The sequence below is a fragment of the Mesorhizobium sp. LSHC412B00 genome (genome assembly GCF_000503035.1).
Lineage (GTDB): Bacteria > Pseudomonadota > Alphaproteobacteria > Rhizobiales > Rhizobiaceae > Mesorhizobium.
Map to the genome: position 1 here is coordinate 1 of NZ_AYWB01000009.1, position 23,030 is coordinate 23,030.

Sequence of the window (23,030 nt, forward strand, 5' to 3'; positions counted from 1 at the left end):
CCCCCACTCCGTCGAGCTTCGCTCGACACCTCTCCCCCGATCGACGGGGGAGAGGAAAGGCCCCCTTCCGCAACTGCTGCGGGACGGGCGGGGCAGCGCAAGCTTTCGCAGTTGGCTCGTCATCAGGTACCGGTCGGACGCTTGCCTCCCCCGCCCACACGCGGCATAGATCGGCCATGACAAGCGAACCTTACCGCCCGCGCCGCTCGGTGCTTTACGTCCCCGCCTCCAACGACAAGGCGCTGGCCAAAATCGCGACGCTGGCCTGCGATGCCGTGATCATCGACCTCGAGGACGCCGTTGCGCCCGCCGACAAGGTCGCCGCGCGGGACAAATTGGCCGGCATTTTCGCCAGCCGACCAGTTGCCAATCAGCATGGGCGCCGCTGCGAAATGATCGTGCGCGTCAACGCGCTGTCCAGCGAATGGGGCAACGATGACCTGCTGACCGCGGCGAAATTCGAGCCCGACGGCATCCTGTTGTCCAAGGTCGCCACGCCGCGCGATATCCTCGAAGTCGGCGACGTGCTCGACGACAATTTTGCCCCCGACAGCGTCAAGCTCTGGGCGATGATCGAGACGCCCAAGGCCATGCTCAACATCGGCGCCATTGCCGAACTCGGCCGCGATCGCGCTTCGCGGCTAAATTGTTTCGTTGCCGGAACGAACGATCTGGTCAAGGAAACCGGCATTCTGGCGACGCCTGATCGGCGCTACCTCGTGCCTTGGCTGATGCAGATGGTGCTGGCGGCGCGAGCCGGCGGCATCGACATACTCGACGGCGTCTCCAACGATTTTCGCGACCTCGACGCGTTTGCGCGCGAATGCACCGAAGCCGCCGCCATGGGGTTCGATGGCAAGACGCTGATCCACCCGGCCCAGATCGAAGCCGCCAACCGCGCCCTTGCGCCCGCGCCCGAAGCTCTGGCCGAGGCGCGCGCGGTGAAGGATGCCTTTGCCTTGCCGGAAAATGCCGGCAAGGCGTGATTGCTCTGAACGGCAGGATGGTCGAGCGGCTGCATCTGGCACAGGCCGAAAAACTGCTGGCGAAGGCCGCCGCCATCGGCGCATGATCCGCCCCGAAAAGACGAACTCACGACAGGACCTGACCCATGAGACTTTACCGCTTTCTGTCCGCCCCCGACGATTCAACCTTCTGCCACAAGGTCACCGCGGCGCTGAACAAGGGCTGGCATTTGTACGGCTCACCGACCTACGCCTATGACAAGAAGACCAAATCGATGCGCTGCGGCCAGGCGGTGGTGAAGGATATCGACGGCCAGGAATACGGGCCGGATACGAAGCTGAGTGATTGGTAGGCGAGCTTTGCCAGCCTGTCTAAGACAGCGCTAGGCTGCCTCGGCAATATCAAGACGCACTGTAAGTCCGGCCTGTGTGGCCAGATTGATCAAGGTGTCCAGACTAAAATTCGCGATCCTGCCCCGCAGAAGATCGCTAAGGCGTGGCTGGGTAATCCCGAGCCGGTTGGCTGCTTCGGCTTGGGTAACGTCCCAACTCCGCACCCGCTGTTCGATCGCGATCAGCAAATTGGAGCGCATAGTCATGTTGGCGGACTGAGCCGGGGTGTCTTCCAGCGCATCCCAGACATTTTCAAAGCTTTGACGTTCCATGAGCATGTCTCACTGAATTTGCCTGAACCGCGATGCGGCAAGAGCCAAGTCTCGTTTCGCCGTCTGTTGCGTCTTCTTCTGGAAGGCGTGCAAGACAAAGACGGCGTCACCTATGCTGGCGACGTAAAGCACCCGGAACGCGCCAGCATCGTCTCGGACACGGATTTCCCGTACGCCTAGGCCTATCGTCGTCATCGGCTTCCAATCGCTTGGCTCAAATCCGAGTTGAACCTTGTGCAGCGCCCGTTTCCTTGCGCACCGCCTCTGGAAAAGCCCGGAGCTTGGCAAGAGAATCTCCAAGAAACTCCAGTCGCTTGGTGGGCATACAGACTTTATATCAAAACTTGTATAATTTCACAAGCAGGCTCGCCACCTGAATATCGCACAGCCTTACTCCGCCGCCTCTTCGAGCTTTTCCATATCATCGTCCGACAGGCCGAAATGGTGACCGATCTCGTGGATCAGCACATGGGTGACGATGTCGCCCAGCGTCTCTTCGTTCTCGGCCCAGTAGTCGAGGATGGCGCGGCGGTAGAGGGTGATGCGGTTCGGGCCTTCGCCGGTCTGCGGGTTCCAGCGCTCGGCGATGCCGCGGCCCTCGAACAGGCCAAGCAGGTCGAACGGCGTCTCCAGCGACAGATCGTCCATGATCTCGTCGGTCGGGAATTCGGCGATCATGATGACGATCTCGCCGGTCAGCTTGCGGAAATCGTCGGGCAGATGCGCGTACGCCTCCAGCGCCAGAAACTCCATCTCCTCGATCGAGGGCGAGAGTTCATCGTGCCAGGTGCGGGTCTTGTAGATGCGGGCCATGCTTTGTCCTTTGATCCGGCATATAGGCTTTCCCTCCGGACTCGGCAAATGGACGGGTACCTGGCCAATTCTTTGCGCCGAATGGCTGCGACCAAAGTCCAAGGTTGGCCTCGCCACCTTTGATCAAGGAATAAATTCCTTCTGACTCCGCTTGACTCTTTCGGCACCCTCTGGAATCTATAAGAACATAACAGGAACAATTATGAGAGAAATTGACCGTCATGGCGACATCAGCCGTGGCGCGGGAGACTGTTTTTGCCCTGCGCCGCCAGATCGCGAAGATCGAGGGAACGCTGCCCGAGCGCCTGGCCGCGCCGGCCGGCGAGCGACCTCGTGCGCGCCCTGACAGCGCTATCGGCGGTGCGCCCGAACCTAATGCCGATGTCACCATCATCCGGCGCGGGCTTGCCGTGGCTTCGCCGGATGCTTTCCTGGCCACCGGCGTCGAGCGCCTCGATGCGGCGCTGAGCGGCGGCCTGCCGAAAGCCGCCTTGAACGAAATCCATGGCCTTGAGACCCGCAATGCCGGGGCCGTCGCCGGCTTTGTGCTGTCGCTGGTCAGCCTGATCCTCAGGGGCCAGCCCTTGCCCGTGCTGTGGATCGGCACATCGGAGATTTTTCGCGAGGCCGGCTTTCCCTATGCCAGGGGATTGCAGGGCATGTTCGGTATCGCCCCGGAGCAATTGCTGTTTTCCGAGGCGCCGAAACTCACCGATGCGCTGTGGGTAGCCGAGGAGGCCGCGAAGATGACGGCGCTCGCCGCAATCATCCTCGAAATCCGTGGCAGCCCGCAGCGGCTCGACCTCACCGCGACGCGCCGGCTGCACGCGCGCGCCCAAAACGCCGGCCGGCCGGTGTTCCTGCTGCGCCAGGCCGGCGAAGCCGAGCCGACCGCCGCCCCGGTGCGCCTCATCGTGTCGGCTGCACCAGCGAAATCGCGCCGGACGATCGCCGGGCCGCTTGCCGGCTCGATCGGCCACCCTGCCTTCACCGTCAGCATCGGCAAGAGCCGCACCGCTCTGCCTGGACAATTCACACTGGAGTGGAACCCCGATGAACACGCATTCGAAGAAAGAAAGCCCCGCGAAAAACGGGCAGAGAATTCTGTCGCTGTGGTTCCCGCATCTGGCGGCAGAACGGATCCTGCGCCAGCGCCTGGGACGGTCGTGGCGTTCCCGGCCTTCGGATCATCTGCCGCCATCTCACCCACCGCTCGTGATCAGCCATCGCGACCGCAACGCCCAGCGCATATCGGCCCTCGACGAGCGGGCTGAGGCGCTGCATCTGAAGCCTGGCATGGGCATTGCCGATGCGCGCGCCATGCATCCCTCGATCGACATCGTCGAGGCCGATCCGGACGCCGATCGCCGGCTGCTCGAAGGCCTCGCCGACTGGTGCGATCGCTATACGCCGCTGGTGGCGCTCGACGGTACTGATGGCCTTTATCTCGACGTCACCGGCTGCACGCATCTGTTCGGCGGCGAGCGCGCCATGCTGGACGACATCCTTGCGCGGTTTTTCCAGCAGGGTTTCGATGTCCGCGCCGGGTTGGCCGCGACGCCGGGTGCAGCCTGGGCGGCGGCGCGCTTCTGCGGCAACCGCATCGTTGTCTCCGGCGAGGAGGAAGCGCTGCTCGCCCCCTTGCCGCTGGCGGCACTGCGCATCGAGGCCGATATCCGCGCCAGCTTGGAAAGCGTCGGCCTGCGGACCGCCGGCGCGGTCATGGCAGCGCCGCGCGCGCCGCTCGCCCGTCGCTTCGGCGCGACCTTGCTGTTGCGGCTCGACCAGGCGCTCGGCCGCCTCGACGAGGCGGTATCGCCGCGCCTGCCCGTGGCCCCGCTTTCGGTCGAACGCCACCTGGCCGAGCCGGTCGTGCTGACCGCCGAGATCGAACGGCTGGTGCTCTTGCTGGCGGTGACGCTGAAGGCCGATCTCGAACGCCGCGGCGAGGGCGCAAGGATGCTGGCGCTGCTTTTGTTTCGCGTCGACGGCGCCGTCAGCCGCATCGCTGTCGGTACCTCGCGACCGTTGCGCGAACCCAAGCTTATCCAGCGCCTGTTCCATGAGCGGCTGGCCGCGCTCGAACAGGACATCGATGCCGGCTACGGCTTCGACCTGGTGCGGCTTTCGGTGCTGGCGGCCGCCGGCTTCGACATGCAGCAGGCCGATTTGACCGGCGAGACCGAGGATTACGGCGCCGACATGGCACTCTTTGCCGACCGCATCCGCGCCAGGCTCGGCGACAGTGCGGTGCTGAAGCCGGTCGCCCTCGAGAGCCATCTGCCGGAGCGCGCCATTGCCACCATCCCGTTCTCGGAAGCGCCACAACGCAAAACACCGCTCAGGAAGCCGGGCTCGAAAGACGCGCCGCGCGCAACCATCTTCCCGCCGGAACGGCCGATCCGGCTGTTCCGTTCGCCCGAGCCGATCGAGGTGCCGGCCACCGAAATGCCTGAGGGTCCGCCGATGAATTTCCGCTGGCGCCGCGCGCTCTACCGGGTCGCGCGCGCCGAGGGGCCGGAACGCATCGCGCCGGAATGGTGGCGTGAAACGTCAAGCGATCCGCTCACATCGACGCGTGACTATTTCCGGATCGAGGATGCCGACGGCCGCCGCTACTGGCTCTACCGGCAAGGCCTCTATGGCAACCCGCAGGTGCCGCCGCGCTGGTTCATGCATGGGGTCTTCGCATGAACGCGCTGACCGTCATCCCCTATGCGGAATTCGGCATCCAGTCGAACTTCTCCTTCCTGCGCGGCGCCTCCAAGCCGGAGGAGCTGGTGGTGGCGGCCAAATTCCTCGGCTTTTCCTCGATCGGACTGGCAGACCGCAACACGGTGGCCGGCGTCGTGCGCGCCTGGCAGCAGGCCAAGGTCGAGAAGCTCGCCTATCACCCCGGTTGCCGCCTGGTGTTCGGCGACGGCACGCCGGACATTCTCGCCTATCCGCAGAACCGCAAGGGCTGGGGCCATCTCTGCCGCATGCTGACGCAAGCCAATTTGCGCGATGAAAACGAGAAGGGCGCGACCCTTCTCCAGCGCAGCGACCTGCTCGAATGGGGCCACCTGCTGTCGCTGGCGGTGCTGCCGGATCTCTCGGCGAATGCCGACGATCCCCTGGCATTGGTCCGTCAACTGAAAGACCGTTTCGGCGCTAATTTGCGGCTAGGCATGGCGCCGGATTATCGCGGCAATGACCGTTTCCGCATCGAGCAGGCGGCGGGCATGGCGGACATCGTCGGCGTGCCGCTGATGGCGACCAACGACGTGCTTTATCACAGCGCCGAGCGCCGCTCGCTGCAAGATGTGCTCACCGCCATCCGCCTCAATTTGCCGGTCGCCGAGGTCGGGCTGGAGCTGACGGCCAACGCCGAGCGCCATCTGAAGCCGCCGCTGGAAATGGCCCGTCTCTTCCGCCGCCATCCACGGGCGCTGGCCGAGACGCTGCGCTTTGCCGGCGAACTGACCTTCTCGCTCAGCGACCTCCAGTACAATTATCCCGACGAGCCGACGCAATCAGGGCTTGGGCCGCAGGCCGAGCTAGAGCGTCTGGCCAGGGAGGGGGCCGCCACGCGCTATCCGGCGGGCGTCCCCGCTTCCGTCTTGCAGCGCATCAGTGAGGAGCTCGCTCTGATCGAGCGTCTGAATTATGCGCGCTATTTCCTGACCGTTTACGACATCGTCCAGTTCGCCCGCAATGAGGGCATTCTGTGCCAGGGCAGAGGCTCGGCCGCCAACTCGATCGTCTGCTACTGCATCGGCATCACCGAGGTCGGCCCCGAGCGCATCGACACGTTGTTCGAGCGCTTCATTTCCGAGGAGCGCAACGAGCCGCCCGACATCGACGTCGATTTCGAGCATGAGCGGCGTGAGGAGGTGATCCAGTACATCTACTCCAAATACAGCGCCAAGCGCACCGCGCTGGCTGCCGCCGTCATCAGCTATCGCGGCCGCTCGGCGCTGCGCGAGGTGGCCAAGGCCATGGGCCTGTCGGACGATGTCCGCATTGCGCTCTCCAGTTCGATCTGGGGCTGGTCGACCTCGGAGCTCGGCGAGAAGGAGGCGCATGCCGGCGGCCTCGACCGCAACGAGACCTCGACCCGTCACGTGATCGCCCACGCCAACGAGATCATGGGCTTTCCCCGGCATCTGTCGCAGCATGTCGGCGGCTTCGTCATTACCCGCGACCGGCTCGACGAGATCGTCCCCATCGTCAAGACGGCAATGGACGAGCGCAAGATGGTCGAGTGGGATAAGGACGATCTCGACTCGGTGAAGATCCTGAAGGTCGATATTCTGGCGCTTGGCATGCTGACCTGCCTGAAGCGCGCCTTCACCTTGCTCACCGACCATTATCCGAAGGCCCGGGATGATTACGGCCGACCCTATGTGCTGGCCACCCTGCCGCCGGAAGAGAACGACGTGTACGACATGATCTGCCGCGCCGACACGCTCGGCGTCTTCCAGATCGAATCGCGCGCGCAGATGTCGATGCTGCCGCGTCTACGCCCGCGCGAATTCTACGACCTGGTCATCGAGGTGGCGATCGTGCGGCCCGGCCCGATCCAGGGCGACATGGTGCACCCCTATCTGCGCCGTCGGCAGGGCAAGGAAGCGGCTGAATATCAAAAGCCAGAGCTGGAGGCTATTCTCAAGAAGACACTCGGCGTGCCGCTGTTTCAGGAACAGGCGATGAATATTGCAATCGTCGCCGGTGGTTTCAAACCCGGCGAAGCCGACGAACTACGCCGCGCCATGGCCACCTTCAAGCGCACCGGCACCATCGGCAATTACCGCCAGCGCATGATCGACGGCATGGTCGGCAAGGGATACACCAAGGACTTCGCCGAGCGCTGCTTCAAGCAGATCGAAGGCTTCGGCGAATACGGCTTTCCCGAAAGCCACGCCGCCTCCTTCGCTTTGCTCGTCTATGCCTCCTGCTGGTTCAAGACCTTTTATCCCGACGTGTTCTGCGCCGCGATCCTGAATTCGCAGCCGATGGGGTTTTACCAGCCGGCCCAGCTGGTGCGCGACGCGCGCGACCATGGCGTCGATATCCGCGACGTCGACGTCAATTTTTCCGACTGGGACTGCACCCTGGAGAAAGCCCAATTCGATCCAGGCCGCATCCTGGGGCGCCATGCCGAAATGCGCGGTGTCATCAAGACCCGGTACGCCGTCCGGCTTGGCTTCCGTCAGATCAAGGGCTTGGCCGAGAAGCGTATGGAAGCTTTCACCGCGCGGCGCGGCGCCGGCTATACAAGCGTCAGGGATGTGTGGCTGCGCTCGGGCCTCAATGTCGGCGAAATCGAAAGACTGGCGCAGGCTGACGCCTTCCGCTCGCTCGGCCTCGATCGTCGTGAAGCCTTGTGGGCGGTGCGCGCGCTGGATGGCAAGAGCGCCGCCGAACGTCTGCCGCTGTTCGACCAGCCGGCGATCCGGCTGCGCGAACTCGAGCCCGAGACAAAACTGCCGACAATGCCGCTCGGCGAGCACGTCATCCACGACTACCGCGCGCTCGGCCTGTCGCTGAAGGCGCATCCGGTCGCCTTCCTGCGCGAGCGGCTCGACCGCGCCGGCGTCATTCCCAATGCCAATCTCGGCTCGGTGCGCGACGGCAGGCGGGTCTCGGTCGCCGGCCTGGTGCTGGTGCGGCAGCGGCCCGGCAAGGGCAATGCGATCTTCCTGACGCTGGAAGACGACAAGGCCGTCGCCAACGTCATTTTCTGGGAGCGGACCTTTACCCGTTTCCGGCCCATCGTCATGGGCGCGCGCTTCGTCAAGGTCACCGGCAAGCTGCAGTCGGAATCCGACGTCATCCACATCGTCGCCGAAAAGATCGAGGATTTGACGCCGTGGCTGACGGTGCTGCTGGAAGAGATGACGCCGGCTGCCCGGCCCGACATTGCCACCCTCTCGGACAAAGCTGAAAGGGTCATGCCCAAGGGGCGGAATTTTCAGTAGGCGCAGCTTATTCATCGAATGCGAAGCGACGATGATCCTTCGCGCCCTGCTCTGCCCTGCCGGGCATCTCCCCACACTTGGGGGAGATCGGCGGCTTCGCCATCCAGCCAATTTTTCAACAATAAAGACTGGCGAAGCGGGAGCGACAAGCAATCTCCCTCCTTGTGGGGGAGATGTCCGGCAGGACTTCAGGGCGCTGTCCCGCCAGCCTTCAGCAAACTTCAGCGACGCTCTGATTCAGCCCGGCCCACCCAATCGCGGCGGCGACAGCACGTCTTCCGCCGAAATAGTCCGCGCCTCCGAGGGCAGCATGATCGGGATGCCGTCGCGCACGGGATAAGCGAGCTTGGCAAGCCGCGAGATCAACTCGCCGCGCACCGGGTCCCAGGCCAGCGGCCCCTTGGTCAGCGGGCAGGCCAGCAGCTCCAGCAATTTTGGATCGACATTGACCGACTTGCCGTCACGCCCATCCGCAGCCATTGGATCCCCCTTCAGCCATCGGCTCAGCCCCTATTGCAGGCTGGAACCAAAGTCCTCATTCTCGCGCGCCAGCGCCATTTCGGTGATCGCGATCAGCGTCTCCGCGCGGGCTTTCAGGTCGGGCGCCTCCAGCAGCGCCTGTTTCTCGGCCGGTCCGTAGGGCGCCATCATCGACAGCGCATTGACCAGCATGGTGTTCTCGGCGCGGCTGACGCTTTCCCAATCGGCTTCGAGATCGTTGGCCTGCAGATAAGCGCGAAACGCTTTCAACAGCGCCGGCCGGTCGACCTCGCTTGCCGCCTGGTCTTCGGCAAGATCGGTGAGGAACGGCGCCAGCTTGCATTGCCGGAAAGGCGTCTTCACCGGCAATTCGCTGGTGATGCGGAAACGGCAGACGCCCTGCAGCGAAACCAGATAGCGGCCGTCGCCGCTCTCGGCCATCGAGATGATGCGCCCGGCGCAGCCGACATTGCACAGTTCCGGCTCCCCGTCGGCGCGCAACGCGCCATTGAGGCTGGGCTGGACGATGCCGATCAGCCGCGCGCCGGCGATCGCCTCATCCACCATCTGCAGATAGCGCGGCTCGAAGATGTTGAGCGGCATGCGCCCGCCCGGCAGCAGCAGCGCGCCGGCAAGCGGAAACACCGGAATGGTTGCCGGCAGATCCTTGCCGACCCGGTAAAATGCGTTTCCGACCTGCACCTTCACTCCTCCGACCCGCTTCGGGCGCGATGTTATCGGCCTAATCTGGCGCGGCGGCCGCCGACCGCAAGGCCCGACAGCCACGCCCCGGCAATTTGGCCGGCAAACGGCTCAGGAAAACAGCAGCGACGACAATTTGCGCCGTGCCGCCAGCGTCGCCTCGTCGGTCATGCCCCAGGCCTCGAACAGTTTCAGCAACTGCGCCCTGGCGCCGTCCTCGTTCCACGTCCGGTCGGCTTTTATAATCGCCAGAAGATTGTCGGCCGCCGCATGGCGCTCGCCCTTGGCGTTCTGGATCATGGCGAGGTCGAAACGCGCCTGGTGGTCGCCGGGATTGGCGGCCAGTCGCTGCTCGAATTCAGCTGGATTGCCAAGTGCTGCCGCTTCCGCAGCCAGCGTCATCTTGGCACGCAGCGCGGCAAGTGCCGGCGCATTCTTCTTGGCCTCCGGCGCCGTTGCCAGCAGCGCCTCGGCGCCGTCGCTGTCGCCGGCCTCGAACAGAAGCTCGCCCAGCCCGGCAATCGCCTCGATCGTCTCCGGCGCCTGCGCCAGGATCGCGTCGTAAATGTCGGCTGCGGTCTGCGCATCGCCCGCCGCATGCGCTTCCGCCGCCGCGGCCAGTGCTTCGGCGACGGGCGGCGCGCCATTGCCCTTGCCGCCGACCTTGGTGATGAACTCGGCGATCTGGCTCTCGGGGATGGCGCCCATGAAGCCGTCGACAGGCTGGCCGTCCTTGAAGGCGATGACCGCCGGGATCGATTGGATGCCGAGCTGGCCGGCGATCGAGGGATGATCGTCAATGTTCATCTTGACCAGCTTGACCTTGCCGCCGGCGGCCTTGATCGCCTTTTCCAGAAGCGGCGTGAGCTGCTTGCAGGGCCCGCACCACGGCGCCCAGAAATCGACCAGTACCGGCTGTTTGCGCGATTCCTGGATGACGTCGGCGGCGAAAGTGGCGGTCGTGGTGTCCTTGATCAGCTCGCCAGCGGCAGGTGCTGCGCCGGGTGTCGGGCCAAGTGCCGACTTGGCCGGCTCGGCGCCGCCATATTGCACGGACGTGGTGTACTGGCCAGAATTGCCGCCGAATTGGCCGCCAAACGGATTGTTGTTGTCGCTCATGTCGTCGCCCTTCCGATCGCGCCCAGCGGAGCAGCGCGACGTCCTTAACTAGAGGTCAGTTTTCGCCATCCATGTGGCGATCAAGCCGAGACTTTCAAGATAGCAGCATCATGTCCGGTTGCCTCGACGAATCTGATGAGGTCGGCGGACGCGATCGACGTCGTCGCTTCATTGGTCAGCGGATGCGCGTTGACTGTCGCATGTGCCATCAAATCCTGGTCGAGCACCACCTTGACCCGTCTTTCGGTGTCGTTGATCAGCCCGAACATGGTGACCGCGCCCGGAATGACACCGAGCAGCTCCATCAGCATCTCCGGCTTGCCGAACGACACCCGGCCGGCGGCGCCGATGATCGTGTGGATCTGCTTCAGGTCGACGACCGCCTCCTCGCCGACGCTGACCAGGAAGAAATTGTCCTTCTTGTCCTTGAGAAACAGATTTTTCGTGTGCCCGCCCGGTATCTCGCCGCGCAGCGACTGCGAATCGGCCACCGTATAGAGCGGCGGATGGCGCACGGTCGACACTGATATGCCGAGATCGGCAAGAAAGGCGAAAAGCTCGGCTTCGGTCTTCGGCATTGGTGGTCTTCCCCTGTATCGGCGCGCGGCAAAGCCGTTTACGGCCAATGATGCCGCCGAGACAAGACCGTCATGCGGGAAGTCGATGAACCACCCGCGTGGCCGACAAGGTTCCGCCAAGCGATTTGGCGCGACCAAAAAGCCCGTCATTTCCCTGTTGCAATCGCCGCGCTCTTCAGCCATATAGGCCCGGCTTGCGGCCAAAGGGCCGTGTGAGCGGGTGTAGCTCAGGGGTAGAGCACAACCTTGCCAAGGTTGGGGTCGAGCGTTCGAATCGCTTCACCCGCTCCAGTTTCCTCTAGGGGAATCAAGCGATGAAGAGGCGCCTTTCGGGGCGCCTTTTGCTTTTTCCAGACCGGCGATGTAAGCGCGTTGCGGGACACTTGTTCTCCCTCAGAACCAGGCGCGGGTAGTACGGCGTGGCGCATAATCCCTTGGTTTCCAGTTCGGCGAACGGCGGCAGCGCATCCGAAGCGCTTGCTTGGCTGGCGTTGCGGAACGCCGCGTCCGAATGCGGCTCAGGCTCGCGCTTGGTCGACCCGCAGCCCCTGCGCGCACTCCCGGCGGGACGCAAGTGGGCGCATGAGATTGCCAAGGTAATCTTCGATGGCCTCATGGCAGGAAGCCTGTCGGTGCCGGCACAATTGGCTGCCGGATGGGCGAGGTTCGGCAGCGCAACCACCGCGTTGATCATCGAACTCGGCAAGATCTGGGACAATCCCGCAGCAGCTCGCCGCGTCCAGTACCAGCTTGAGCAAATGCTTCTCGAAGCCGACGATCTTGCCGCGCCGCGCAGGCTGGCGCGAACGCTCGGAGTTCGCGTCGACGCTCGCAATCCGACCGCGACCGAACTGCCGGAAGGCATCGATCAGATCTATGCCCATCTGATGCTGGATGGCCGGATCGAGGCTGTCGTGCAGTTCGGTGCACTCGGGACGGTGACGAGCGATCATTGGATTGAATTGATCCTGGATGTAGTGCCTGCTGAGCGGCTTGCGGGAGGATCGCCTGCACCGCAAAAGGGCGCCGGCGCGACCACGTCAAACACGCCTGCAGCCGAGGTATCGTTTGCCATGGCGGGAAGCGAGCCCGATCAGGACAGCCACTTCGGCAAACTCGCGCAATTGGCTGCACAGGCGCATGACCTGGTTCGGTCGAGCGCTGAACCGTCAGAGCCTGTTACGCCGCGCCGCGCACGGGTCGCGGACAAGCACGACAAGGATCGCACGGCGTTCTGGAACAGCTATTTCGCGACCGAGGATCCCTGGAACTACAGCTCGCTCTATGAGCAGGAAAAATATGAGCGGCAGATCGAGATCCTGCCTGCCGGTCCCATCGGGCGGGCGCTTGAGCTGGCCTGTGCGGAGGGCCATTTCACGCGGCAGCTGGCGCCGCGCGTGGGCCATCTGACCGCAACCGACATCTCCGCCATAGCCATCGAGCGAGCCCGCGCCCGATGCAACAATCAGGCGAATGTCGAGTTCGGCGTACTCGATTTCGCTGCCGACACGCTGCCGGGTGAGATGGATCTGATCTTCTGTTCGGAGGTGCTCTACTATCTGGACGATCTCGCCGAGTTGCGGCGCATCGCCAAGAAATTTGCCGAGGCGTTGGCGCCTGGCGGTAGTTTCATCAGCGCACACGCATTCGTGCTGCGTGACAATGTCGAAAAGACGGGCTTCGACTGGAACACATTCGGTGCCCAGGCGATCTCCGAGACGCTGGCAGCGACCGAAGGCCTGGTGCTCGAGCAATCGATCCAGACCGAGCTCTACCGCATAGACCGCTTCCGCCGCCTATCGCCGGGCGATGTGGCGACGGACCCGGTGATCGATCATGTGCCGATCCGCGCGCCCATCGAAATCGGCGTCGCGCGAAATATCGTCTGGGGTGGGGCGCGAGCCTTGCGCCGCGACGTCGCACGTAACGAGCAGCGCCGGCATATCCCTGTCCTCATGTATCACGGCGTTGCCGATGAAGGTCCGGCCGCGCTCGCTCGCTTTCGGCTCACGCCCGCCGCATTCGCCAGCCAGATGGGATGGCTGCGCGCCAATGGCTTTCACGCCATTGGCTCCGAGCAGCTGGAAGCATCCATCGCCAACCGTCAGCCTTTCGTCGGCCGCCCGGTGCTCATCACTTTCGATGACGGCTTCCAGAACTTCGCCGACCATGCCTGGCCGATCTTGCGCGCCAACGACCTGAACGCGGAAGTGTTCCTGGTGACGGACCTGGTGGGCGAAAGTGCAAAGTGGGACACCGACATCGGTCCGCCGACGCCGCTTATGGGCGCCGGGACGGTGCGACGCCTCGCTGCCGAAGGCGCCTTCTTCGGCAGCCACATGGCGACGCATCGCGCCATAGATGGTCTGTCGAGCGCTGACCTGGCCTCCGAGCTCCTGCGCTCTCGTCTGTTCATCGAACGCTGGACCGGCCGGCCAACCAGGGCGTTCGCGGCCCCCTTCTCCGTCACCGACCGACGGCTTGGCCGGCTGGCTAGGGAGTGCGGCTATCGAGTAGGCTTCGGCCGCAGGCACGGGCCGGCGGACCTCCATAGCGATCTCATCGACCTTCCGCGCATCGAGATTCGCGGCGACCGCTCGCTCGATGACTTTGTCGCCACTGTCGAGGCCGTGCTCGGATAAACGGTGAACTTGTCAGTTCATTATTGGGCGACTTGCGACACGGCTGACATCAGCTCCTTCGGGTTTGGGGCGCCAAACATGTATCGCCCACCCTCCGGGACCTCCGTGAAGCTCCAGCGGACGATCCCCTGCCGGTCCAGCAGGAACTGACCAACCAGTTGTCCGTGTCCCGTGGCCATCATCTGCTCGTCGGCTTCGGTCAGTTCGTAGTGGTCCTTCTTGTCGAGGATTGCGGCGGCTGTCATCGGATCCATGGGACCGGGCAATTCGCCAGGTATGTCGACCCGCATGTCCTGTGCCGCTGCCATCGCGACCTTGTACGGCCAGTTCGTCTCGTTCTCGGTGAATTCGAGATTGGGCAGTCCAAAAGCACGATGTGAAGCGCGTTCCGGGTCCGACGCCGCAAGCAGGTTCGGCATTGGATGGTAGCGGAAATAGAGCCGCGCCCGTTCGATCGGCGTGTTGACCACCGTCAGGCTCTCCACGCCCTTTTCGCGCAGCTCCGGATCGAGACGCGCCTGAGCGGCGATGTGGCGCCGGCAAAACGCACAATGCAGACCTCGAAACAGGCCGACCAGCACCGGTTTTTGCCCGCGAAAGTCGTCAAGCGCAATCTTGCCTTCCTGGGTAATGGCGTCGAGTATCAGGTTCGGCGCCCGGTCGCCCGGTTGAAGCGGTATCAATCCACTAGGCGCGGACATGTCCAACCCCCTATCCCGGCTAGTCGAGAAAAGGCAGCACCACAAGCGCTTCCGGGTCGAGCCCGTGCTGGGCGCATATACCCTGCGCCAGGGAAAAGTAGCGTTCGGCCTCGGCCAGATTGTCGAGGTCGAGATTAAGCGTTGCGAGTCCATCATAGCACGGAAACAGCAGTTGGGGCTCGCCCGTTTCGCGGGCTACCTCCAGTGCTTCGTGGAACAAGCCGATCGCCAGTTCCGGATGGCCGTTGCACTGGTGGATCTGCCCAAGCACGATCAACGGCACTGGCAGGTGCTCGCGCTGGTCGAGCGCCCGGTCAATCTCGATGGCCTTCTCGGCAGCAGGCACGCCCTCCGTTGGACAGCGATCCGTGAAAGTACAACAAGCTACCGCCAGATTGGCGAGGAGGCGCGCCTGGAAACCCAAATCGCCAATACGGCGCGCCACTTCAAGACCGCGCCGACAGACCTCCATCGCCTTCGCCGGATCGATGGTCGTGTAGAGCACCCCGAGATTGGTGTAGCCGCGGCAGGCCGCGCCCAGCAGACCGGCGGCTTCGGCCAATTCAATGCTGCGCTCAACCTCACGCACGGCTTCATGGTTTCGCCCAAGGCGAGCCAGCGCAACAGCCTTGGTATTAAGTGCCTCGGCGGTCACGAGGGTGGCATCATCGGAGACATGTTCCGTTGTCAGAGAGCGTACGCAATCCAGCGCCGCGTCTGCCCATTTTGCCGCGAGAGTGTGATCTCCGCTGCGGAACGCCTGTCGGCCACGTTCTTGCCAGAGATGCGCCTGCTCGATCGGGGCATCCGCTCCATCGAGGAGCGCTGCCGCTTCAGCGTAGCGCGATTCCGCGTCGTCCCGCTTGCCCACGTCCCAAAACAGCCGACCGATCTTGCGCAAAACGCGCGCCGCCGCGACACGATCGGCTGACTCGCGATAGGCCTGCAGCACCGCCTCGTAGTGGCGGTGTGCAATCTCGCGGCGGCCTGCCGGGCCGCTCAAATCGGCAATGCGCTCTGCAATTGCCAGTTTGAGCGGTGTTTGCCCGATCGCGCCCAACGCAGTCAGTGCTCGCTCGTAGAAACGAAGGGCGTCGTCATTGGCGTATATCATGCGAGCGCGATCTCCCGCCGCCTGCAGGTAATGCGCGCCCCTCTCCCGCTCGGCGCTCTGAGCGAAATGATGACCGAGCACGGCCAGATCCTCGAACCGTTCCGGCTTGTCGCCGCACAGTTGCTCCAGGGCGGCACCTACCCGGCGGTGGATGTCGGTCCGGCGTTGCAGGAGCAGATTCTGGTAGATCACGTCCTGCAGCAATGTTTGCGTAAAGCGGTAGCTTTGCGACGAGACCGAGCCTGATCCGGCAACTTCCTCGATGATTTCCGCATCGCAAAGCAGTTCGCAGCCCGCTTCCAGTCGGCCGGGGTCGGCTGCCACGGCTTTCAGAAGCGTGGCATCGAAGCGCGGGCCGATTACCGCGGCTTCCTGGGCCAACCGGCGCACCTCTTGCGGCAGCCGGTCGACGCGAGCAAGCAACATTGCCTGGATCGTGGCGGGGATGCCGGTTGCGACTTCGCCTGCCACGGTCCGCCATTGCTGGCCCTCGCGCACCAATACACCGCGATCGATAAGGCCGCGAACGATCTCCTCCAAGAAAAGCGGGTTGCCGCCCGCGCGCTCGAGGATCTGGTCGAGAAGCCCTCCTGCGGCGTTTACCCAGCTCTCGCCGAAAAGCGCCGCCACCAGGCGGCGTCCGTCATCGCTGTCGAGCGGCGAAAGCCTGAGCGCTGTGTGGCTGACCCGACTTGAGTCGAGTTGGTCGTTGTCCGACGCCGGACGATGCGTGACCAGCAACATCAGCCGCGTGCGTTCCAGTCTGTCCATCACGAAACGCAGTGCCTCGAGCGAGACGGAGTCGGCCCAGTGCAGGTCTTCGACGACAATCAACAGCGGCGACAACGCAAGCCGCCGTTCCATGATTGTGCGGACCGCGTAGAGAATTTGCCGCCGCAGCTGCTCGGGCTCGACATGCTGCAAGGTGGCATCGGGGTCGCCGAGGCCAAGCACATGGTAGAGCAAAGGCATCAGCCGCTTCGCCTCCTCGCCCTGCAGGCCGAGATCGGCAAGCAAGGCTGCGAGCTTGCCCCGCATTTCGTCCCCATTGTCGTTTTGCATCATCCCGGCAGCGCTGCGCACCACTGCACCCAGGGCGCCAAATGATTGTTCACCCAGCGGTGAGCACGTGGCCTGCCGCACGGCGACGTTGCGAAAACGATCCTCGTCGCCGACGCGGGCGACGAACTCCTTCACCAACCGCGACTTCCCGATACCGGCTTCGCCGACGAGGCGGACAAGCTGGGCCGAGCCGCCGCACGCCAAGTCAAGGCTCGCCAGCATTCTGTTGAGCTCCGCATCACGACCTATTATGGGCGCACTGAGGCCGAGCGCCTCGAGCCCGCGCGCTGCACGCGGCGCCGCAAGCGGTGCATCCAGTCGGTGGACGAGCACACTGCCAGCCTTGCCGCGAAAGACGACATCGCCCAGCGACTCGTACGAGAAGGCATGCCGGGTCAGCCTGTGCGTGAGTTCGCCCACCAGCACCTCACCCGGTGCAGCCAGCGATTGCAGGCGTTGCGCCGTATTCACCGTGTCGCCGGTCACCGAATAGGATTTGGCGGTGCCGATGCCCAATCCGCCAGTAACGACCGGACCCGTGTTTATGCCTATGTGGAGCAGCAGCGGCGAGCCGGAGTGGCGGGTGCTTTCACCGAGCCGCGCCGTCCGGGCGATCATGTCGAGAGCGGCTCGAAGCGCACGTTCCGGATCGTCCTCATGCGCGACCGGCGCACCGAATAAGGCGAGCAGAGCGTCGCCGATGAATTTGTCGACGAAACCACCAAAGCCTTGCACGGCCGCCGTCAATTCCTTGAACAGTTCGTTCTGCAGCGCCTGCATGACCTCGGGGTCGAGCTGCTCGCTGAGTGTCGTGAAGCCGCAGAGATCGGCGAACAGCACCGTTACCGTTCGTCGATCGGCGTCGGAGACGGAATGCGGCCCCTCTTCGCTTTCGATGTTCGGCGATGGAGCTCGAGAGGGCTGCGCAATGGTGCGGCTTGGTGTCGGAGCAGGCCGTTCGGCAGCTTTTGCGGACGCACCGACGCTTGCCCCACATTTAGGACAGAACTCGAAATCAGGTGCGCAGGCGTAGCCGCAACTGGCGCATGGCACGGGCTGGCGGCGGCCACACTTCGGACAGAAGGCGTAACCGCCCTCGATCTCGAAACCGCAGCCCGAGCAGTTCATGGACACCTCACCAGAGCATGATGCCGAAGAGTGTGAAGCGGTTTTCGGACGACATCATGCTCTATCTCTTTGACCTTGGGCCATGACGCGTGATCTCGCCACGCTCGTCACGGCCGGGGTATTCACAAGGATGAACCGATAGTCGTCAACCGGCAAGCGGCAGCGCAAATGGGCATCGGTCTGGGTTCGGCGGTGGAGCACTGCCGATACGGGCGGCTGCGTGGCCGTGATTTGCGAAAATTTCCTCGTCCCGCCGTCTTCCTGCTATGATGGAGATGAGGAGGCGACCCATGAGCGAGAACCGTAAGCTGGCCGCAATCCTGGCTGCAGATGTGGTCGGATACAGCCGGCTCGCGAGCGCGGACGAAGATCGTACCTTGGCGCGGTTGCGGGCACTGCGCAGCGACCTGATCGATCCGATCATTGCAGTGCACCACGGGCGGGTTATCAAGCGTACCGGAGATGGGGCACTGGTTGAGTTTCGCAGTGTGGTCGATGCCGTGCGCTGCGCCGTTGAGATTCAAAACGGTATGGTTGAGCGCAATGCCGGCGTACCGCAGGAGCGCCGCATCGAGTTCAGGATAGGCATCCATCTGGGCGACGTGGTCGAAGAGAGCGATGGCGACCTGATGGGTGACGGCGTCAACATCGCCTCGCGTCTGGAGGGCGTTGCGGCGCCCGGCGCCATCTGCCTGTCCGAGGATGCCTATCGCCAGGTCAAGGCCAGGCTTGACCTCTCGGTCAGCGATCTCGGCAGCACACAGCTCAAGAACATCGCCGAGCCGATCCGGGTGTATTCGCTGCAGGTCGGCGCCGGGGCCAAGGTGGCCGTGACCTCGCAAACCCCGACGAGCCCTCCGGCTGCGGCAGCGCCGCCGAAACTGTCGATCGCCGTGCTGCCGTTCGCCAATATGAGCGGTGATGCCGAACAGGACTACTTCGCCGACGGCATCTCCGAAGACATCATCACGGCGCTGTCCAAACTGTCACAGCTCTTCGTCATCGCTCGCAATTCGTCGTTCATCTTCAAGGGCCAGAACGTCCATGTGCAGGATGTCGGCACGAAGCTCGGCGTGCGCTATGTCCTTGAAGGCAGCGTACGCAAGTCGGGGAACAAGGTACGCATCACCGCGCAGCTCATCGATGCAATCTCAGGCGGCCATCTTTGGGCGGAGCGGTTCGATCGCGATCTGACTGACATATTCGCCGTGCAGGATGACGTGACGCAGCACATCGTCGGTGCGCTGGCGCTCAATCTGACCGAGGATGACCGTCTGCGGCTGGCGCCCGAACACCAGCGCAACCCGGAGGCGTATGACTGTTTCCTGCGGGGCCGGGAGCTGTGGCACCGGCTGACGAAGGACACGAACGTCGCGGCCCGCGAGCTCTTGCAGCGGGCCATCGAACTGGACCCGAAATTTGCCTCTGCCCACGCTTTCCTAGCCCTCACGTACGGGCTCGATTACCTCAACAGGTGGGGTGCGTCGGACTCGATGGCGCAAGCGGAAGAGGCAGCAACGCGAGCGGTAACGCTGGATGACAGCGATCCCTGGGCGCACTGGGCGCTGGCATCGGCCAAGCTTTACACACGGCGGCACGATGAAGCCATCGGCGAGGTCGAGCGCGCGATAGCCCTCAATCCGAACTTCGCCGAAGCGCACGTCGCCCGCGGCGAGGCGCTGTATTATTCGGGTAGACCCGCGGAGGCGCTAGAGAGTTTCGCCCGGGGAAAGACCTTGAATCCATACTTTCCGGATGTGCTTCTGCACTTCCAGGCTTTGACATCGTTTCAACTGGGAAGGTACGAAGAGGCCGTCGACCTCTTGCTGCAACGGCTGGCTCGCAACGCTGTCACCGACGTCTCGCGTGCGCTTCTGGCCGCATGCTACGGCCATCTGGGCCGTTTGGAGGAGGCCCATACGGCATGGCAGGACCTGCTTCGCGTCAATCCCGCCTATTCGCTGGAACACCGTCGCAAGGTCTTGCCTTACAAGAACCCTGCCGATTTCGAACTGATGGTAGAGGGGCTCCGCAAGGCCGGCGTGGTGCAATGACGGGCTAAAGCCCGGCCGGATCAGAGGCCCGAGGCCCGGCCGATCTTGCGCCATCGGGCGTTTTCGCGAACCAGTTTCAGGTCATCGGTCGTCTCGGCAAATGTCCGCAACCGGTATTGCCGCAGCAGGTCCGGGAACAGCGCCCCTTCCGGCAGTCCGGCAAGCTGCTCGCGGACCGAGATCTTTTCATCGATGACCCGCATGCCCCAGGCATTTTCCCGAACCTGCAGCTCGGCGGCCAGATCGCGCTCTTCTGGCGCGTTTTCATCAAGCGCAGCCAGCAGGATCGAGTGGAAAAGCGCGACATAGCCAATCTGTCTCAGGCCGCCCACAACCCGCACGCGCGGCAATATGGCAAGGGCAAGGAACATCAGGAACAAGTCCGGCAAAAGCAGGCCGTCCAGCAGTGCCTGCTGGAGATGCGGCCGCTCGAACGGGATGGAAAGACCATGCGGCCTGTCAGGCTCGATCAGCCGCCCGTTCTCGAGGACGAGCTTGCGCACGCGCTGCTCGCGGATGCCCCAGAAATAGTCCGTGGCATTGGGCAGGAACCTGCCAAATGGGCCCGATGCGGCTTCTTGCAAGGCATGGTCGAGACGCCGGCGCCTTGCGGGCTCGAGGAGCAGCCTGGAAAGAAGGCTGCCTTCATCTTCCAGATGCCGCGACACGACAGTCGCGGCCAGCCTATCATCGATGAAAACCGGCCGAGCCATGCCGGAACGATCCCAATCGGCGACCAGATCCTCGTTGAGTTCTGTCAGCGCATCGGCGGCGGTTGCAAACACCTTGTCCTGGCTGGCAAGCAGCGTGCCCAGCCAGCTTCTGGCATCCGTCTCATTGCCCACCGTTTCGAGCGCGCGCCCGTTGAGGGCGACGGGACCGGCCGCGCAGGCGCTTTTGCGGCACAGTTTGTGGCGCCCCATGCCAAACAAATTGACCTTGTCGTCGCCGACATCGAGCCATCCCGGCCCTTCCCGGCCGGTTGTCTCCATGGTCATGGTCGTTCCCATGAAGCAGAAAAAAGCCGACAGCCCGTTTTCGACCGCGCCGAGCCAGGCAAGCAGCAGGGCATCGAAGGTGATGCGATCCATCAGAAGCAGGCAGTGCAGGCCGGACTGGATAACCGGTCTGTGGTCGAATTCGTCGAGGGCCTTGCCGATCGCTTCAGGCTGCACGATCGCACCGAGGCGCTGCTGCAGGACGTCGCGCAGGATCGAGCGGGCAGCAATCGACGGGGCCGATCCAGGCCTTGCCACCGGCCGCCACAGATGGCGGGCATAATCGGAAACCGGTGCATTCCAGTTCTGCTCGATGTCACGCACGACCTCCGGGCAGAGCAGCGACAGCACGGCCAAAATGTCCACCGGAGGGGCAAGGGCAGGGACGGCGGTCATCAGAACCGCAGCCGGGCCATGCTCAGGAGGTCGTGGTACTGCCCGTCGGTAAAACCGGCCTTCACATGCCGGCCTTCGACCTCGAAGCCATGGCTTGTGTAGAGACGGATGGCCGGTTCGTTGTCGGCATAGACAGTCAATTCGACCCGCTTAAGGGCGCGCCAATTGTCGGCCACGTCAAGCAGCGCGCCTAGGATGGCAGAGCCGATGCCTCTGCCGACAAAACCATCGTCAAGGCCGATATTGATCTCGCCGATATGCGAGCGGCGCGGCGAACCCTGCGCGACCAGGCTGCCGTGGCCGACAACCTTGCCGTCCAACTCGGCAACGATCCAGGTGGTTTCCGGGCCGGACTTGGCGATGCGCCGCTCCACCTGCTCCACCATCTCGAACGGCATCCTGAGCGTGCCCCAGCGGAAGCCCGGCATATTGAAGATAGCGCACAGCGCCTCGGCATCGCTTGGCCGGACAGCCCGGAGCTGCGGCTGGATTTTCTCGGATAAGGAGGTCGTGCTGGTCATGGCTTTTCCGGCTACAGCAATTCCAGGAAAAGTGTGAGCGGTTTTCCGTCCGGAATTGCGTCAGAACAAAGGACAGAGGCAATATGCCCGGCACGATGCACCGGACGTCACCTGAAAATCCAGCCGTCTCTGCGACCTATGCCGATTGCGCGGCAAAATGCCGGGGGGCGGCGTAGAGTTTGAGGATACCGCTGACGCCGATCCAGCCGAAAAGGGCGAGCCAGCACAATGTCCCGGCCGCCGTCCAGTCGATCCGGTGCACGGCGGCGTCGGTGATGACGAGGCCAAGGACGGCAAGCAGGCCAACCAGAAACTGCGCCAGGCCGAGCACCAGCAATTCCTCACGCGGCGCACTTCTCCAGACGAGATAGGTGCCGCCTGCACCCGCGAGGAAGATGGCGCTGTAGACCTGGGCGTGGAAGGCATCGATCGGCCATGGCCAGAAGCCACCGAATGTCAGGGGAAACAGCAACAGGCCGACGCCGTAGGCCCCGAGGATCGTCATTTCCACCGGTAGGTAGGCGCGCCATGCGGGGTTCAAGATCACGCCTTTTGCAGAAGGGCGGGCCCTTGCCCGCCACAGGAACAGCCCGGATACCGCGGCTGACGCAAGATAGACCAGAAACCAGAGCCAGGGGGCTTTGCGCTCGAAGTTGAAATAACCGAGATTGATGAACGAAGCCGCCGACACGATGACGGTGAAGATGAAGGCCATGACCAGCACGAGCCTGCCGGGCGACCAGCGATTCCAGACCAGCAGCGCCGCCATCACTGCCATTTCGGCGGTGTAGAAGCCGCCGAGGAAGCGGGCATTGAACGGCGTGACGGCCCAGGGCCAGCGCGGCTTGACCAGCGCAGGCGCGAAAAACAGGCCGGCCCCGACGATCAGGACGATGATGACCCCCGCCGAGAAAAGGCGCAGGGCCGCCGGAAATGGCGGGTTGTCGCGTGTCGGCATGGAGAAACCCCAGAGATGAATGCCCCATGGGCTATCATAGTTTGGAATTCAACAAATGGAAATTGACCTGTCACCAGGCTTGTCCATTCGAATGGCCGTCCGGTCCGTTTAGCAGTATGATGGAGCGTTCGGGTCGAAGATCGGTCCGGCCAACACGCCTAGAGCCGGATG

17 protein-coding genes, 1 tRNA gene and 2 pseudogenes are annotated in these 23,030 nt (G+C 63.6%); 8 read left to right on the forward strand and 12 right to left on the reverse strand.

From position 1 onward, the window contains the following. The first annotated feature begins 176 nt into the window (after positions 1-176). Positions 177-1,072 (forward strand): annotated as a pseudogene (locus X757_RS01000000164930) (CoA ester lyase). A gap of 39 nt (positions 1,073-1,111) precedes the next feature. Beyond that, complete coding sequence (locus X757_RS147470; RefSeq protein ID WP_023673921.1) at positions 1,112-1,318, forward strand: DUF1737 domain-containing protein; 207 nt, start codon at positions 1,112-1,114, stop codon at positions 1,316-1,318. A 30-nt stretch (positions 1,319-1,348) separates the two neighbouring features. On the opposite strand, the gene X757_RS147465 is transcribed toward X757_RS147470, so the two are convergent. The 3 genes and pseudogenes from X757_RS147465 to X757_RS147460 form a co-directional block, all read right to left on the reverse strand. Then, positions 1,349-1,630, reverse strand: coding sequence for a helix-turn-helix domain-containing protein (locus tag X757_RS147465; protein WP_023673920.1), 282 nt, complete (start codon positions 1,628-1,630; stop codon positions 1,349-1,351). 9 nt (positions 1,631-1,639) lie between these two features. Beyond that, a pseudogene (locus tag X757_RS01000000164935) lies at positions 1,640-1,955 on the reverse strand (type II toxin-antitoxin system RelE/ParE family toxin). A 65-nt stretch (positions 1,956-2,020) separates the two neighbouring features. After that, complete coding sequence (locus tag X757_RS147460; protein ID WP_023699282.1) at positions 2,021-2,443, reverse strand: metallopeptidase family protein; 423 nt, start codon at positions 2,441-2,443, stop codon at positions 2,021-2,023. 221 nt (positions 2,444-2,664) lie between these two features. Between X757_RS147460 and X757_RS1000000169000 the strand changes: the two genes are divergently transcribed. From X757_RS1000000169000 to X757_RS147445, 3 genes are read left to right on the forward strand one after another with little or no spacing between them, the layout of a single operon-like run. Continuing rightward, positions 2,665-3,717 (forward strand): ImuA family protein, encoded by a 1,053-nt coding sequence (locus X757_RS1000000169000; RefSeq protein ID WP_023726694.1) that lies wholly within the window; start codon positions 2,665-2,667, stop codon positions 3,715-3,717. Continuing rightward, positions 3,659-5,137, forward strand: a complete 1,479-nt coding sequence (locus tag X757_RS147450; RefSeq protein WP_023726695.1) for a DUF6504 family protein — start codon at positions 3,659-3,661, stop codon at positions 5,135-5,137. The genes X757_RS1000000169000 and X757_RS147450 overlap by 59 nt, the downstream gene beginning before the upstream one ends. Further along, complete coding sequence (locus X757_RS147445; RefSeq protein ID WP_023726696.1) at positions 5,134-8,406, forward strand: error-prone DNA polymerase; 3,273 nt, start codon at positions 5,134-5,136, stop codon at positions 8,404-8,406. Before X757_RS147450 ends, X757_RS147445 begins: the two co-directional genes overlap by 4 nt. A gap of 237 nt (positions 8,407-8,643) precedes the next feature. On the opposite strand, the gene X757_RS147440 is transcribed toward X757_RS147445, so the two are convergent. The 4 genes from X757_RS147440 to X757_RS147425 all read right to left on the reverse strand — a co-directional run bounded on the left by X757_RS147440 (position 8,644) and on the right by X757_RS147425 (position 11,285). Next, positions 8,644-8,886: a Trm112 family protein gene (locus X757_RS147440; protein ID WP_023672122.1), complete on the reverse strand. Its 243-nt coding sequence runs from the start codon at positions 8,884-8,886 to the stop codon at positions 8,644-8,646. A gap of 30 nt (positions 8,887-8,916) precedes the next feature. Beyond that, positions 8,917-9,588 carry an LON peptidase substrate-binding domain-containing protein gene (locus X757_RS147435; protein WP_023685086.1) on the reverse strand — a complete coding sequence of 224 codons (672 nt, stop codon included), beginning with the start codon at positions 9,586-9,588 and terminating at the stop codon, positions 8,917-8,919. A gap of 111 nt (positions 9,589-9,699) precedes the next feature. Then, positions 9,700-10,707: a thioredoxin gene (trxA, locus tag X757_RS147430; protein ID WP_023698125.1), complete on the reverse strand. Its 1,008-nt coding sequence runs from the start codon at positions 10,705-10,707 to the stop codon at positions 9,700-9,702. Between the two features lie 80 nt (positions 10,708-10,787). Then, positions 10,788-11,285 (reverse strand): prolyl-tRNA synthetase associated domain-containing protein, encoded by a 498-nt coding sequence (locus X757_RS147425; RefSeq protein ID WP_023698124.1) that lies wholly within the window; start codon positions 11,283-11,285, stop codon positions 10,788-10,790. Positions 11,286-11,501: 216 nt separating this feature from the next. On the opposite strand from X757_RS147425, the gene X757_RS147420 reads away from it, so the two are divergent. Together X757_RS147420 and X757_RS1000000165780 are read left to right on the forward strand one after the other, a co-directional pair. Beyond that, positions 11,502-11,576, forward strand: a tRNA-Gly gene (locus X757_RS147420). A gap of 323 nt (positions 11,577-11,899) precedes the next feature. Then, positions 11,900-13,927, forward strand: coding sequence for an SAM-dependent methyltransferase (locus X757_RS1000000165780; protein WP_245272153.1), 2,028 nt, complete (start codon positions 11,900-11,902; stop codon positions 13,925-13,927). Positions 13,928-13,947: 20 nt separating this feature from the next. Here the strand turns inward: X757_RS1000000165780 and X757_RS147415 are convergent, their stop codons facing one another. After that, a complete protein-coding gene (locus X757_RS147415) occupies positions 13,948-14,628 on the reverse strand; it encodes a redoxin domain-containing protein (protein ID WP_023672127.1) in 681 nt (226 codons plus the stop codon). 19 nt (positions 14,629-14,647) lie between these two features. Next, positions 14,648-17,932: an adenylate/guanylate cyclase domain-containing protein gene (locus tag X757_RS147410; RefSeq protein ID WP_023672128.1), complete on the reverse strand. Its 3,285-nt coding sequence runs from the start codon at positions 17,930-17,932 to the stop codon at positions 14,648-14,650. Between the two features lie 290 nt (positions 17,933-18,222). On the opposite strand from X757_RS147410, the gene X757_RS147405 reads away from it, so the two are divergent. Next, positions 18,223-19,986 carry an adenylate/guanylate cyclase domain-containing protein gene (locus X757_RS147405; RefSeq protein WP_023687631.1) on the forward strand — a complete coding sequence of 588 codons (1,764 nt, stop codon included), beginning with the start codon at positions 18,223-18,225 and terminating at the stop codon, positions 19,984-19,986. 20 nt (positions 19,987-20,006) lie between these two features. Here the strand turns inward: X757_RS147405 and X757_RS147400 are convergent, their stop codons facing one another. From X757_RS147400 to X757_RS147390, 3 genes are all read right to left on the reverse strand, one after another. Then, entirely contained in the window at positions 20,007-21,380 is a 1,374-nt protein-coding gene (locus X757_RS147400; RefSeq protein ID WP_031251360.1) for a hypothetical protein, read from the reverse strand. Continuing rightward, positions 21,380-21,901: a GNAT family N-acetyltransferase gene (locus X757_RS147395; RefSeq protein ID WP_023685080.1), complete on the reverse strand. Its 522-nt coding sequence runs from the start codon at positions 21,899-21,901 to the stop codon at positions 21,380-21,382. Before X757_RS147395 ends, X757_RS147400 begins: the two co-directional genes overlap by 1 nt. A gap of 136 nt (positions 21,902-22,037) precedes the next feature. Beyond that, entirely contained in the window at positions 22,038-22,859 is an 822-nt protein-coding gene (locus X757_RS147390; RefSeq protein ID WP_023706798.1) for a hypothetical protein, read from the reverse strand. Between the last annotated feature and the right edge of the window lie 171 nt (positions 22,860-23,030).